Annotated in this window: 9 protein-coding genes; 3 read left to right on the top strand and 6 right to left on the bottom strand. The window is 72.5% G+C overall.

Translation table 11 applies throughout. The features are described 5' to 3' along the window. The first annotated feature begins 49 nt into the window (after positions 1 to 49). Positions 50 to 673, top strand: coding sequence for a phosphoribosylglycinamide formyltransferase (gene purN / locus ACWEVS_RS01835; RefSeq protein WP_452549472.1), 624 nt, complete (start codon positions 50 to 52; stop codon positions 671 to 673). Beyond that, positions 670 to 2,235 carry a bifunctional phosphoribosylaminoimidazolecarboxamide formyltransferase/IMP cyclohydrolase gene (gene purH, locus ACWEVS_RS01830; RefSeq protein ID WP_452549470.1) on the top strand — a complete coding sequence of 522 codons (1,566 nt, stop codon included), beginning with the start codon at positions 670 to 672 and terminating at the stop codon, positions 2,233 to 2,235. The genes purN and purH overlap by 4 nt, the downstream gene beginning before the upstream one ends. An 8-nt stretch (positions 2,236 to 2,243) precedes the next feature. Here purH and ACWEVS_RS01825 read toward each other — a convergent pair whose 3' ends face one another. The 3 genes from ACWEVS_RS01825 to ACWEVS_RS01815 all read right to left on the bottom strand — a co-directional run bounded on the left by ACWEVS_RS01825 (position 2,244) and on the right by ACWEVS_RS01815 (position 7,349). Next, a complete protein-coding gene (locus ACWEVS_RS01825; RefSeq protein WP_452549469.1) occupies positions 2,244 to 5,336 on the bottom strand; it encodes a tetratricopeptide repeat protein in 3,093 nt (1,030 codons plus the stop codon). Between the two features lie 235 nt (positions 5,337 to 5,571). Beyond that, positions 5,572 to 6,135 carry a DUF3105 domain-containing protein gene (locus tag ACWEVS_RS01820; protein ID WP_452549468.1) on the bottom strand — a complete coding sequence of 188 codons (564 nt, stop codon included), beginning with the start codon at positions 6,133 to 6,135 and terminating at the stop codon, positions 5,572 to 5,574. Then, positions 6,132 to 7,349 (bottom strand): hypothetical protein, encoded by a 1,218-nt coding sequence (locus ACWEVS_RS01815; protein WP_452549466.1) that lies wholly within the window; start codon positions 7,347 to 7,349, stop codon positions 6,132 to 6,134. Before ACWEVS_RS01815 ends, ACWEVS_RS01820 begins: the two co-directional genes overlap by 4 nt. Before the next feature lie 475 nt (positions 7,350 to 7,824). Here ACWEVS_RS01815 and ACWEVS_RS01810 point away from each other — a divergent pair, with 475 nt between their 5' ends. Next, positions 7,825 to 8,004: a hypothetical protein gene (locus ACWEVS_RS01810; protein WP_354906287.1), complete on the top strand. Its 180-nt coding sequence runs from the start codon at positions 7,825 to 7,827 to the stop codon at positions 8,002 to 8,004. Here ACWEVS_RS01810 and ACWEVS_RS01805 read toward each other — a convergent pair. From ACWEVS_RS01805 to ACWEVS_RS01795, 3 genes are read right to left on the bottom strand one after another with little or no spacing between them, the layout of a single operon-like run. Continuing rightward, positions 7,967 to 8,911 carry an ROK family protein gene (locus tag ACWEVS_RS01805; RefSeq protein ID WP_354906286.1) on the bottom strand — a complete coding sequence of 315 codons (945 nt, stop codon included), beginning with the start codon at positions 8,909 to 8,911 and terminating at the stop codon, positions 7,967 to 7,969. The two genes, ACWEVS_RS01810 and ACWEVS_RS01805, sit on opposite strands and share 38 nt — an antisense overlap. Beyond that, positions 8,911 to 9,684: a DUF7158 domain-containing protein gene (locus tag ACWEVS_RS01800; protein WP_452549464.1), complete on the bottom strand. Its 774-nt coding sequence runs from the start codon at positions 9,682 to 9,684 to the stop codon at positions 8,911 to 8,913. The genes ACWEVS_RS01805 and ACWEVS_RS01800 overlap by 1 nt, the downstream gene beginning before the upstream one ends. Next, positions 9,681 to 13,898 carry a glycoside hydrolase family 38 N-terminal domain-containing protein gene (locus ACWEVS_RS01795; protein ID WP_452549463.1) on the bottom strand — a complete coding sequence of 1,406 codons (4,218 nt, stop codon included), beginning with the start codon at positions 13,896 to 13,898 and terminating at the stop codon, positions 9,681 to 9,683. The genes ACWEVS_RS01800 and ACWEVS_RS01795 overlap by 4 nt, the downstream gene beginning before the upstream one ends. Positions 13,899 to 13,925: the final 27 nt, after the last annotated feature.

The following is a 13,925-nucleotide window of genomic DNA, read 5'->3' as shown; positions in this document are numbered from 1 at the left end:
AACAGATACCCTGGCAACCCCACCCCGAGCATGTGAATGGAGTGCGCCTGTGTCGCAGGCAGGTCGGCTTGTGGTTCTCGTCTCCGGCTCTGGAACCAACCTACAGGCCCTTCTGGATGCCTCAGCAGATCCGTCGTACGGCGCGACGATCGTGGCGGTGGGTGCGGACCGCGACGGCATCGAGGGGCTGGCCAGGGCCGAGCGCGCGGGCGTGCCGACCTTCGTCGAGAAGCTCTCCGGGTACGGCTCCCGCGCCGAGTGGGACGCCGCCGTCGCCGCGCGCATCGCCGCCTACCGGCCCGACCTGGTCGTCTCGGCCGGCTTCATGAAGATCCTCGGCGAGCCGACGCTGAGCGCCTTCCCCGTGGTCAACACCCATCCCGCGCTGCTGCCGTCCTTCCCCGGGGCCCACGGCGTGCGCGACGCGCTGGCCCACGGCGTCAAGGTCACCGGCTGCACGGTGATGCTGGCCGACGCGGGCGTCGACACCGGGCCCATCATCGCGCAGGAGGCGGTGCGCGTCTTCGACGGGGACGACGAGCACCAGCTGCACGAGCGCATCAAGACCGTCGAACGAGAGCTGCTCGTCGACACCGTCGGCCGGATGGTCCGCGAGGGCTGGACCGTCGCCGGCCGTACCGTCCGCATCGGACCAGGAGGAGAGAAGAAGTGACCGAGCGCAGCGAGGGCGCTGCCCAGCCCGACAGCCGCATCGCCATCAGGCGCGCGTTGATCGCGGTGTACGACAAGTCCGGGCTCGAGGAGCTGGCCCGAGCGCTCGACGCCGCGGGGGTGGAGATCGTCTCCACGGGGGGCACGGCGGCCGCGATCGCCTCATCCGGCATCGCCGTCACCAAGGTCGAGCAGCTGACGGGTTTCCCCGAATGCCTGGACGGCAGGGTCAAGACCCTGCACCCGCGCGTCCACGCGGGCCTGCTGGCCGACCTGACCAAGGAGCACCACGTCGCCCAGCTGAACGAGCTGGAGATCGACCCGTTCCAGCTGGTCGTGGTCAACCTCTACCCGTTCGAGCAGACCGTGGCCTCGGGCGCCTCCGACGCCGAGTGCGTCGAGCAGATCGACATCGGCGGCCCCGCCATGATCCGCGGTGCCGCCAAGAACCACGCCACGTGCGCCGTCGTGGTCGACACCGGCTCCTACGGCGAGATCTACCGCGCCCTCGACGAGGGCGGCTTCACCCTCGACGAGCGCAGGAGCCTGGCCGGCCGCGCCTACGCGCACACGGCCGCCTACGACGTCGCCGTGGCGACCTGGTTCGCCGAGACCTACACCGGCGACCGGCGGTTCAGCGGCACGGCCGGCCGGCTCAAGAACGTCCTGCGCTACGGCGAGAACCCGCACCAGCAGGCCTGGCTGTACGTCTCCGAGGACGGCGGGCTCGCCAACGCCGAGCAGCTGCACGGCAAGGAGATGTCCTACAACAACTACCTCGACGCCGACGCCGCCTGGCGGGCCGCGTGGGACTTCGACGCGCCGTGTGTCGCGATCATCAAGCACCAGAACCCGTGCGGCATCGCCGTCGGCGCCGACGTGGCCGACGCCCACCGCAAGGCCCACGCCTGCGACCCGGTGTCGGCCTACGGCGGGGTCATCGCGGTCAACGGGGAGGTGAGCGTCGAGCTGGCCAGGCAGATCGCGGAGGTGTTCACCGAGGTGGTGGTCGCGCCCTCGTTCGCCGACGAGGCGCTGGCCGTTCTCACCGGGAAGAAGAACCTGCGCCTGCTGCGGTGCGGGCAGCGGCCGGCCAACGCCACCGAGTTCCGCAGGGTCGACGGCGGGCTGCTGGTGCAGACCGCCGACCGGATCGACGCCCCCGGCGACGCGCCGCGGAACTGGGAGCTGAAGGCGGGGCCCGCGGCCACGCCCGAGCTGTTGCGGGAGCTCGACTTCGCCTGGCGGGCGTCCAGGTCGGTGAAGTCCAACGCGATCGTGCTGGCGGCCGCGGGCGCGACGGTCGGCGTCGGCATGGGCCAGGTCAACCGGGTCGACTCCTGCCGTCTCGCGGTCACCCGCGCGGCCGACAGGGCGGCCGGGTCGGTGGCGGCCTCCGACGCGTTCTTCCCGTTCGCCGACGGCCCCGAGGTGCTCATCGCGGCCGGGGTGAAGGCCATCGTGGAGCCCGGCGGGTCGATCAGGGACGACGAGGTCATCGCGGCCTGCGAGAAGGCCGGCGTCACCCTGTACTTCACCGGGACGCGGCACTTCTTCCACTGACCGGCACGCTACGGCCATCGCCCCTGGGCAGGGGGCGATGGCCGTTCGTGACCGGCGAGCGCCTGCCTCGCCGCAGCCACACGGTGGCGCAGGTTCTCGGCGACGGGAAGACCCGCGGCGGTGGCGATGGTCAGCGCCCTCTCCCAATGGGTCAGCGCCCCGCGCTGGTCGCCTCTCGCCCAGCAGACCTCGCCGAGCCCCTCATGCGCCGAGGCGGACTTGGCCGCCTGCCCTCCGTCCTCGATGACGCGCAGCGCCGTGGTGAAGCAGTCGGCCGCCGCCTCCACGTCGCCCATCGCCTGGTGGACCCGGCCCAGGACGTTGAGCACCGACCCCTCGATGTCGCGATCACCCATCTCCCTGGCGAAGACGAGCGCCTGCCTGCAGTCCTCCAGCGCCCGCGCGGGTTTCCCGGCCCGCCGCAGGCAGTCGGCGCGCAGGAACAGCGCACGTGCCTCGACCTCTCTCGCGCCGATCTGGCGGCTGAGGGCCAGCCCGCGCTCGAGATGGTCCGACGCGGTCTCCAGATCGCCGGACAGCGTCGCCACCCATCCCACGTTCACCAGGCTCAGCAGCTCGGCGAAGGGGTTGCCGAGCGGGCGCTGGATCTCCAGCGCGCGCAGGTGACTGTCGGTCGCCGTGGCATAGCGGCCCAGCTGGGTGTGGGCCACGCCGATGTTGGTCAGCACCATGGCGAGATCGTGTGGTGTGCCCTCCACCCTCAGGAGATCCAGCGCCCTGTCCAGATGGCCGAGGGCCTCCTCGAACCGTCCGATCCGGATGAGCGCGATCCCCATGTTGCTCAGCAACCGGGCGGTGCCGTCCTGGGTCTCCTCGAGGGCGAGGCCGGCGCTCAGCGCCTCCAGGGCGTCGCCGTACCGGCCGATCCCGATGTAGGCCACGCCCAGGTGCCGGCACACGGTCGCCTCGCCCGCGCGGTCACCGGCGGCTCGGGCCGCGCGCAGCCCGGCGCCGTAGCACTCGAGCGCCTCGTCGCCGTGGCCGTGCCGTTGCAACAGCGGTCCCAACGTCGCGGACAGCCGCCACGTCGGTGTCAGCAGCCCGAGTTCCTCCGCCCGGCCGATGACGGCGGTGAGGTTGCGGTGCTCGGCCCTGATCAGGTCGCGGACGCCGGTGGTGGTCCGCAGAACGGGCAACGGCGAGCGGTGGTCCTCCGCGTCCATCTCGCCGAGCTGGCGGCCCGGATTGATCAGGGTCTCGCACGCGTGCCCGAGCCTGAGAGAGTAGTCCACCAGCCGCCGCACCGCCGACAGGCGGGACTGCTCGCTCTCCTCCTGCTCCGCCAGCATCCGCGCGTGGTGCCTGATCAGATCGTGGAACTGGTAGCGGCCGGCGGCGAGCTGGATCAGCAGGTGGACGTCGAGAAGGTTCTCCAGAAGTCGCTCGGTCTCCGCCACGTCCACGCCGATGAGCGACGCCACGCCGTAGGCGTCGAAGTCGGCGCCGGGATGGACGCCGAGCATGCGGAACAGGCGCTGTTCGGCATCGGAGAGGTGCTGGTAGGAGACGGTGAACGCGGCGATGACGCCCCGGTCGCTCGCGGTGAGCTCGGCCAGGCGGCGGCGCTCGTCGCGTAACCGGTCGAGCAGGGTCGTCAGGGTCCAGGCCGGGCGGTGCGCGAACCGGGAGGCCGCGATCCGGATGGCCAGCGGCAGCAACCCGCACATGGCCACCACCTGGTCCACCAGCTCGGGACGCGCGGCCGTGCGGTCGGCGCCGGCGATGCGGACGAACAGCTCAGCGGCCTCAGCGGGGGTCAGCTGCTCGAGCGAGAACGACGTCGCTCCCTCGAGCGCGGTCAGCCGCCGCCTGCTGGTCACCAGGACCCGCGCCGAGGGAGTTCCCGGCAGGAGCGGGCGAACCTGGGCGGCGTCCTTCGCGTTGTCGAGGACCACGAGCACGCTCTTGCCGCCCACCTCGGCCCGCCAGAGGCCGATCCGCTTCTCCAGCGTGTCGGGTATCTGCTCCGGCGGATGGCCGAGATCCCGCAGGAGCAGGTCGAGCGCCGTGAACGGGTCGAGCGGGCGTTGGCCCGGTGTATGACCGTGCAGATCGATGAACAGCTGCCCGTCGGGATATCGGGCCGCGAGCAGATGCGCGGCGTGGACCGCGAGCGCGGTCTTGCCGACACCTGGCATGCCGTCCACAGCCGTGATCACGATCGCGGTGGTCGCGGGCGCGGCCGTCATCCCGAGCAGCCGGTCGATCTCCCGCGTCCGTCCCGTGAAGTCGGCGATGTCGTACGGCAGGACGTTCGGCCTGGCGTTCGGCCCGATGTCGCGCCGTTCGCGTGGCGCGGGCCGGGCCTCGTCGCGCAGCAACCGGGCGTGAACGGCTCGCAGTTCGGGACTGGGGTCGACGCCGAGTTCGTCGGCAAGGAGCACGCGGGTGCGCTCGTAGACCTCCAGCGCCTCCGACTGGCGTCCCGCGTGGGCGAGCACGAGCGCGAACCTGCCGACCAGGCTTTCGCGTAACGGGTTCGCCGCCGCCAGCTCGGCGAGGTCGGGTACCAGACCCGCCACCTCGCCGAGCTCGAGCTGATGATCTATGAGGAGTTCCCATGCCGACAGCCGGTGTTCGTTCATCCGGGTCGCGGCGGCCTCGATGACGCGCCCGGTCATCCCGCACAGCGCGGGGCCACGCCACAGCTCCAGCGCCTCGGACACCATGGTGACGGCGGCAGAGGCGTCACGCTGTCTCCGCGCGGCCTCGATCGCGCGCGAGAACCGGCTGGCGTCGACCTGCTCCTCGGCGATGTCGAGCCGGTATCCGCGCCCTTCCGTGACCAGGATCCGGCTCAGCGGCCCCAGCTTCCTGCGAAGCGTCGCGACCGCGTTGTGGACCTGTTCCCTCGCCGTCTCCGGAGGGTCGTCGTCCCACATCGCGTCGACGAGCGCCGAGGTGCTCACCGCCGTGTTGGCGTTGAGCAGAAGCGCCGCCAGCACCTTCTCCTGCCTCGGGCCGCCGAGGCGGAGGGCGCGACCGCCGGCTCGCACCTCGAACGAACCGAGCAGGCGGAACTCGACGTCGCCTGAGCCCTCGCCCGCTGTCGCTTCGCCGGTACCGGTCTTGTCGTCCATGGGAAGATCATGAGATCAGCAGATCGTCCCCCACAAGGGGCCGCACGGCCCTGCCAGGACGGTCGCCGGTCGCGTCTGTCCCTCGTTCTCGGATGGTGTGGACGCCGCGGTGAGCACGGTGACAAGGGCGAGCCCGCTCAGTAACGAGGCGAAGAACGCGCGCATCAGGATTCCTCTCGGAGACGAACGATGTCCCAGGTATCCTCCGAAACCGCGCTATCCAATCGCTATCGACTCAGCAGTCGGTCGGGTTGCTCCAGCCGTGGACGTAGCGCCCGCTCAGCCTCTCGATGAAGGCCGAGATGCGAGGCTCGTCGGGCTCGATCATCCTGTCGAGCCTGCCCCAGGCGGTGAGGGCGATGCCGCCGCCCATCGCCGGGTCGGGGAACATGACGACGTCGGCGCCGTACCGGCGGGCGATCCGTTTCAGCGCGTCCACCCGCGCCGGTGGCGTGTCCGGTGAGTAGTGGATGACGACATGACCGTGTTCCATCGCGTGCACGTACAGGCCGGGAGGGACAGGGGAGTCGTAGATTCCGGTCGCCACGGTGAAGGCGAAGTGCGGCCCCGACGTCGGCGGCTGGGAGTTGTAGCGGACGCCCGCGCCTTCCGCCTCGGGGATGTGCGGGCTGTCGAGAACGGGCACCTCGAGGCCGGGCAGGCACGGCGCGTGCCTGCTGCTCGCGACCGACCCCGTGACGGAGCCGAAGATGACCTGGTACGGCCCTGAGGCGAGCGCCATGAGCGTGGCGGCAAGAGCGGCGCCGGTCGCCAGCCGCCAGATCCATCGCCGGCTCATCGCAACGCGCCCTCCTTCCGCCGCCGGTGCTCCCGGACAGCGAGGAACGCGGGGGCCACCCGGGGAACCACCACGAACATCGCCATGAGCAGCGACGACCAGAACACCCAGGACGTGAGCTGGAATCCGGCGAGATTCGCGGCCGCCCAGGTCACCATTCCGATCATGAAGGGGAGGCCGAAGTTCAGTACCAGCCATACGACGCCGATCATTCCGGCCAGGTACAGCAGGGAGAACCACCGGGCGACCGCCCGATCGCGCTCGCCCGTCGCGGCCAGTTCAGCCGCCTCGCCCGCGGACAGCCGCCACAGACGGTCCTTCAACAGCAGCCAGGTGGTCCGGTACAGGTCGTGGCAGCGGAGCGCGTTGGCCAGCACCGCGTACATGTCGCTGCGCATGAACACGGCCGCGAACTGCCAGGCGACGGCGAGGCACTGGACCAGGACCACGGCCGCGAGCAACCGGTCCACAACGCCGGGCACGGCCAGCCACCCGTCGCGATTGGCCAGCCGTACGGCCAGCGCGCAGGCGATGACGAGGCCGTCGATGGCGATCCCGGCGAGAAAGGGACCGTAACGCCGGTTCCGCGGCGTGGCCACGATCTGCGTGAGATCGGTCTCGAAGACCAGGAAAGCGCCCCGGTAGGACACGCGGAAGACCGCCGGTATGCCGGCGGCGCGTCCGGCGAGCCAGTGCCACCCCTCATGGCAGGCGGTCAGCGCGACGCTGACGGGGAACAGCACGAGAACCGATATCACCGGATCGGGTAACCACCACCCGTGCTCGTAGGCGGGCCGCAGGTCGGGCCGCAGCGCCAGCACGGCCACGACGAACACCCATGCCAGGCCGTAGACGGTCCACGCGCCGACGCCGAACAGGCGCCGGGCCGACACCTGGCTGACGCCCTCGATCCAGCGGATCCGGCGCCTGCTCCGCGCGCGCCCGGCGCCGGGGAGGTGCGGCGGCTCCAGGAGCCCCGCCGCGGCCAGCCCGTCCAGGAAGTCGTCGGCGTCGACCGGTTGACCTGCCACGTCACTGGCCTTGGCCGTCGCCTCGGCGAGTGCGCTTCCGTTCCGCACGGCCTCGACGAACACGGCCCCTGGCTCGGGCACCGCTACGTACACGCCGAGATCGGGCCGGCCGATCACGAAATCGTTCCCGTCGTGACCGACGACGAAGCGGCACAGCGCCGCCCTTGCCTCCTCCTCGGACAAGGTGCCCCTCCTTCCTTCCTCCGGTCATGAGTCCCGGACGGCTGCGCCGTCCGGGACTCATGACCACGCGACTCGTCACCCGCAAGGGTTGTTCCAGGTGCCAAAGCAGTCGCCGGTCAGACGGACGTTCTCGATCCGCTTGATCTCGATCCTCATGGTTCGCCTCCCTTCCACGGTCGGCGGGCGGCCCGATGGCGTGCCCGCGTCGGGTGTTCCGGCCAGGAAGAGCGCGGCGACCAGCGCAGGCGAGTGCCCCCGCCCCCCCATTGGAGGCCGCTCTCCTCGAGGCATGGGACAACCGTAGAAACGCCGGCTATCGGATCGGCATCCGAATCCTCTTCGCCTCCTTGCCGCGGAAAGGCGAAGGCGAATGGGAGAAGACAGTGGCGGCCGGGACAGGTTTGAACCGCGTCGACCATGCGTGGCCGCCGGTTATGGTGAGTCCTCTGTCTGGTTCTTTCCCCGGAGTCCGCATATGCCGATGCTCGACGTGATCCTGCAGGTGTTCGTGACGGTGAACGGGTTCGCCACGAGTCCGATCGTCCTGCTGGTGCTGGCCTTCATCGGCGCCTACCTCGGGGCGAAGGTCGTGGAGGTCATCCCCTACACGCGAAGGATCATCGAGCGTCGCGAGGCTCAGGCGGAACGGCGGTAGCCGGCGTCGCCGTCCAGGCCAGCTTGGCGGCCCCGGCCAGCGCGGCCCGCACACCCAGCCTGGACCGGCGGATCTCGACCCGCCGGACGAAGTCGAGTCCTGCCAGCTCGTCCATCGCGCGGCGGAGCGGGTCGAACAGGATCGGGCCCGCGTTGGCCACGCCGCCGCCGATGACCACATCCGTCACCTCGACCGCGGCGGCCGTGGAGACGATCATCGCGGCCAGCGCGCGGGCGCCCCGCTCGAACGCCGCCAGCGCCACGGGGTGACCCGCCGCGGCGTCCCCGGCCAGCAGCGCCCCGTCGGGAGCGGCCCCCTCCGGCGAGGGGGTCCAGCCGTTCTCGACGGCCCAGCGGACCAGGTTGGGCCCGCTGGCGTACCTCTCGACGCAGCCCCGGCTCCCGCACGCGCACGGCTCGCCGGCGGGGTCGACCGTCATGTGCCCGACGTGTCCGGCGTTCCCTGTGGGGCCGAGCAGCGGCGCGCCGTCGATGACCAGCCCTCCGCCGATGCCCGTCGAGACCACGATGCCGAGCATCGACGGGCTTCGGGCGCCGGTGCCGAGCCAGTGCTCGCCCAGCGCGAAGCACTGGGCGTCGCCCGCCAGCACGGTGGGCAGCCCGGTGAGCTCCCGCACCCGCTCGCGCAGCGGGAAGCCGCGCCAGGTGCCGATGTTGACGGGGCTGACCGTGCCGGTGGCCAGGTTCAGCGGGCCCGCGCAGCCGATCCCGACCGCGACGGGCGCCGGGCCCTCGGCCACGACCTCGCCGACGAGCAGGGCGAGCGCGCCGAAGACGTCCTCGCGCGGAGTGGGGCGGGTGGCCGAGCGCAGGACGGTTCCCGCGCGGTCGACGAGGGCCGCCGCGAGCTTGGTGCCGCCGATGTCGACGGCCAGTACGTGGGTCATCAGTGTTTGTGGTGGTTGTCGGGCTGGCGAGGGTCGCCAGGATGTTCGAGACCGGGGACGAGTTCCACCCGGGTGGCCCGCTGCTCGTCCAGCCAGCGGGCGAACGCGCGCCGCCCGGCGGCCTCGGCGAGCGGCGCGTCCCCGGAGCCGCTGCCGCTGTCGCTGCGGGCGCCCGGGTCGGTGACGGGCGCGGGCTCGGCGACGGCCACGTGCCAGCCCAGCGGGTCGCGGACCGGCCCGGCCTGCGTCCCGTACGGCAGGCGCCGCAACGCCTCGGCGATCGCGGAAGGCAGCGAGTCGAGACTGATCGCGCCGAGCCGTTCCAGGTCGCCGGGCGTGGCGGCGCGGGCGGCCGGCTCGTCGCCGAACAGGGCGTGCCGTACCAGGTGGAGGGGGGTGCGGGCGGCCGGAGGGGGAGCCGACCAGGCCGGCGGGACCTGCGCCGCGGCGGCCACGGCACGGTGGACGGCGCGCACCCACGGGCTGCCGTTGCAGGCGGCGGCGTTGATGGAGCCCAGCTCGACCGCGGCGAGGCGGTCGAGCGGCGGTCCTTCGAGCGGCGCCAGGCCCCTGGCCAGCGCCTCCCGCTCGCACAGGACCTCGGTCAGGACGACCTGCGTCACCCAGCGGGCCATCTGCCTGTCCTCGGGGCTGCCGGGCGTGGGCAGCGCGGCGCTGAGCGGCCCCTCGCGCAGGTCGCGCAGGCGGACGTCGAGCAGCTCACGGGGGACGGGCTGCCCGTCGACCGTGCCGATCACCTGCGGGCGCGTCATCGTGCCACCTCCAGGCGGACGGCTGGCGCGTACTGGCACCTGCCGAACCACATGACCTTGGCCAGCGCCCACGAGCGCAGCTCCTGAGCGTCGGGCGGGACCGTGACGGGGAAGGCGACGTCCACCGTCTCGCCGGGAGCCACCTCGAAGCCCTGGACGACCTCGGGCAGCAACTCCCACGTGCCCCACGGGGAGGCGAGCTGGGCCTCGCCGCGGATGGTCCCCGCGGTCGTGTTGGCCAGCCGCACGGTCAGGGCCGCCCGGTCGCCGGGACGCAGCGACAGCGAGCCGGTGACGGCGCGGACCGTCAACCCGGTCGGCCTGCCGTCGGCGGCCGTGGTGCCCCGCGCCGCGACCCCGTCCTCGGGCACCGACTCGACCGGCGCGGGCAGCTCGGGGACCGGGCCGAGGGCGACGGTGACGGCGTCCTCGATCACCTGCTCGCCCACCCGGGTGCGGGCGGTCACGAAGTGGAGGCCGGAGCCCTGCGCCGGCGTGACGGTGAAGGGGAAGCGGGCATGACCGCCGGGCTCCAGGCGGAAGACCCGCCGGGACGGCTCGGCCGTCCAGCCGCCGGGCAGGTCCAGGGTCACGACGCCCTCGTGGGCCGCGTCCACCAGGTGGGAGGAGACGACGACGTCCACCTCGAACGGGCCCTCGGGGGTGACCAGGCCGGGGGAGACGGCCAGGCTCACGGGCAGGTAGCCGAGCGGCGCCGGGCCCTTGTTGTGCAGCCAGTACCGGCTGTAGACCGGCTGCGCCGGCTCAGCCGTCGCACCGAGCTCCGCGCCCGCCTGGTCGAGCACCGCAGGGACGACGAACGTGGCCACCTCGGCGCCGGACAGCTCGAGCGGCGCGACGGGCCCGGAGCCGGCCGACCGGTCGGAAGCGGCGTGGCCTGCCCCAGACGAGGTCGGCCGGTCGGGCGTGGCGTGGCTCTCTCCGGACGGGGTCGGCCGGTCGGGGGTTTCGAGCAGGTCGGAGGGGACCAGCGCGTCGAGCGGGAGCACCGGCGAGTGCAGGGCGGCGGTCGCGCCCAGGCCGGTCGACTCGACAAGCCTGATCGTCACCCCGTCCCCGTCCCCGTCCCCGTTCCCGTCCCCGGCCCCGGCCCCGGACAGGCCGTGCGCGTGCGGGTTGCCGGTGGCCTTGACCGTGCTGAACAGCACCTCGCGCGGCGGGTCCACGCGCAGCAGCGAGTGCGGCGACGGCAGGTCGCCGCCCTGCGCGTCCAGGACGCGCGGCAGCAGCGGCGTGATGAACTCCTGTCCCGCCGCGGGCAGGCCGAGCGCGCGCCAGTCGCCGTCACCGGCCGCCAGCGCGTAGGAGAACTCGTGCGTCCAGTGCTGCAGCTGGAAGCCCGACCCGTCAGGCGTCGTACGGCGCGGCGGATCCAGCCACACGCCGGACGGCCAGCCCGTGCACGACCGCATCAACGACAGGTGCAGCGCGCCCGAGGGGTCGACGGCGAAGCCCGGCAGGCCGTAGGCGAGCAGCGCGACCGTCCTGTCCTCCAGCTCCTCGCGCCCCAGCGGGCACGACGCGTGGACGACCGCGCCGTCCAGCAGCGTGTCGGCGGGGTCGGCCACGATCAGCGCGGGCAGGGCCCGCACGTCGCGCAGGTCGGCGCTCGGCTGCCACACCTCGGCCAGCGGCTTCTCGGCCGGCACCCACACGCGCCGCTCGCCCGACTTGAGCGCGTCGAGGAAGGCCGGGTCGCTGCGCGACAGCAGCTCGGCGGCCAGCGGGTTGGTGTCGGGGCCGCCCAGGACGATGCGCACGTCGGGCAGGTTGGAGTCGACGTCCAGCCAGCCGTACCTGGAGCCCGAGGCCGACGAGACGGTCGCCGTCACGCCCACCCTGGCCAGCGCCACCACCAGGTCACGGGCGGTGGCCGCCGCCTCCTGGGAGGACACGACGATCTCCGCCACGCCGATGGCGCGGGCACCGGCGGGCCCGAGGTCGACGCGGGCGGTCGACGACAGGCCGAACCAGGTGTTGGCCGGGTTGTCCAGCGTCCACGGGTGCTCGGCGCTGTCCACGTCGGGCAGGGCGAAACCGCGCCCGACGACCGCGCCCGCCACGTCCGAGACCGGCAGCGCGCCGCGCACCTGAGCCGGGAAGCGAACCCTGAGCAGCCGGTCGGCGCCCGTGTGGTCGAGGACGCGGGTGGTGAACTCGACCCGCTCGTCCCTCAGCGTGACGACCTGCTCGTAGGTCAGGTCGCCGACCTCTCCTGAGACGACCAGGCGGGAGCCGTGCGGGCTGGTCTCCGCCCGCACGGTCGCGGTGGTCGCGCCCGAGGCGGTGGTCGCGCCCGTCGGCATGAGGTGCCACGGGCCCTCGCCCATGTCCGGGTGCTGCGGGTACTCCTCGTAGAGCCGCAGCTCGTTGGCCAGACCGGTGAGCAGTTCGCGGCCGTCACGGGTGACGGAGGTCAGGCCGCCGCCCTGGGTCGGGTCGGCGGTGACACGCCAGCGGTTGCTCTCGACGGTGTGGCCCTCGACGGGCCGCCAGCCGTCCGCCTCGCCCTCGACCACCGGGTAGGACCGCCAGCCGAGCGCGGGCACGTCCTCGGCGAGGAAGACGTGCGTGCCGTCCTCGACGACGGAGGGGGCGTCCACCCGCAGCCCGGGCTCCAGCCGTACCCTGACCAGGCCGTCACGGGCGAAGGAGAGCGTGTTGGTGACGACGACCGAGCGGCCGTCCACGGCCACCCGGCCCAGCAGCGCGTCGAGCGCGCGGTCGCGGGCGTCGGCCGCCAGGTCGTAGGCCTCCCGCCAGCCGGTGAGCAGGTCGATGTAGACCTGGTCGGACTCGGAGCCGGTGATCGCGTCGTGGTGGGCGCCGTAGGCCAGCTGCCGCCACACCTTGTCCAGCGCCGTGTGCGGGTAGCGGCCCAGACCCAGCAGCGACGCGAAGGCGGCCAGCCGCTCGGCGTCGAGCGCGGCCACCTCGGCGGCGCGCTGGGCCTGCTTGGTGTCGATGTAGGAGACGTCCTTGCCGGTGTAGACAGGGTTCATGTCGCGCGTCTGCGGGCTGAACGTGCTGGTCTCCGCCCTGACCGCGGCGAAGAAGTCGCGCGGCACCGCGCAGACGAACCTCGGCCACACGTACCGCGCCGCCCACTCCCGGTGGATCTCCGTCACCCACTTGTTCGGCGGGGTGTAGTCGGTGCCGACGGGCAGCAGCACGTTCCTGGTGGCGGCCACCGGCTTCAGGCTCGCGAACAGCTCGTGAACCGCCGCCATCGCCTCCTCCAGCGTCGCCGAGGAGTCCATCCACCAGCCCGCCGAGTAGTGCGCGGGCATGTAGTGCGTCACGACACCGAGCCCCGAGGGCGAGATCCACTCGAACTCGCTCGGGAACTGCATCAGCGTGGCGTCGTTCTTGGCCTGCTTGAAGTTCTTGCTGATCGGGCCCCACTGGTGGAAGGGGCCGCGCGCCCACGCGCTGCCGGTCAGCCCGGCGGCGGCGAGGTAGCCGGGGAACTGCGGGTCGTGGCCGAAGGCGTCGAGCTGCCATGCCGTACGGGGCTCGCCGCCGAGGATGTCGCGCTGGTAGCCGATGCCGTACACGATGTTGCGGATCGTGGTCTCGGCGCCGGTCAGGTTGGTGTTGGGCTCGTTGTAGGTGCCGCCCATCAGCTCCACCCTGCCCTCGGCCATCAGGCGGCGCAGGTCGGCCCTGCGCTCGGGGTGGGTGTCGAAGAACGGCTTCAGGTAGTCGATCTCGGCCAGCACGAACTTGTAGTCGGGGTCGCGTGCCGCGAGCGCCAGATGCGCCTCCACCAGGGCGAACGCGTTGCGCTCCCACAGCGGCCTGGTGGTCGCGTCACCCGACAGCAGCTCCCACGGGCTGGTGTAGGCGGCCTGCGTGTTCCACCAGACGGGGTCGTAGTGGAAGTGCGACACCATGTGCATCGTCCAGCCCGGCTCCTCCACGGTCACCTGGGCGGCGAGCTCGTCGCCGGCCGAGGTGACCACACACGGCAGGACGGTCCCCGGCTCGGCGTTCACCTCCAGCGGGACCTCCACCACGACGGTCCCCTCGCCGGCGGGCACGACCGCGCGTCCCGCCACGCCGTCGCCGCGCACCTCCAAGTCGGCGTCGTGCTCACCCTGCTCGGCGGTGACCCGGAGGACCTGGTACGGCTGCGCCTCCCTCCCGACGAAGAGGTCGGTCGACTCGGCGGTCAACAGGCGAACGGGCACGGGGTCTCCCTCGGCGTTCTAGGGGGC

The organism is Nonomuraea sp. NPDC003754 (assembly GCF_053605785.1).
This window is presented reverse-complemented; position numbering and strand designations above follow the sequence as displayed.

Excerpts from the sequence above, each read along its gene's own strand:
- ACWEVS_RS01825 (WP_452549469.1), bottom strand. The coding sequence starts at position 5,336 with ATGGACGACAAGACCGGTACCGGCGAAGCGACAGCGGGCGAGGGCTCA.
- ACWEVS_RS01820 (WP_452549468.1), bottom strand. The coding sequence starts at position 6,135 with ATGAGCCGGCGATGGATCTGGCGGCTGGCGACCGGCGCCGCTCTTGCC.
- ACWEVS_RS01810 (WP_354906287.1), top strand. The coding sequence starts at position 7,825 with ATGCCGATGCTCGACGTGATCCTGCAGGTGTTCGTGACGGTGAACGGG.
- ACWEVS_RS01805 (WP_354906286.1), bottom strand. The coding sequence starts at position 8,911 with ATGACCCACGTACTGGCCGTCGACATCGGCGGCACCAAGCTCGCGGCG.
- ACWEVS_RS01800 (WP_452549464.1), bottom strand. The coding sequence starts at position 9,684 with ATGACGCGCCCGCAGGTGATCGGCACGGTCGACGGGCAGCCCGTCCCC.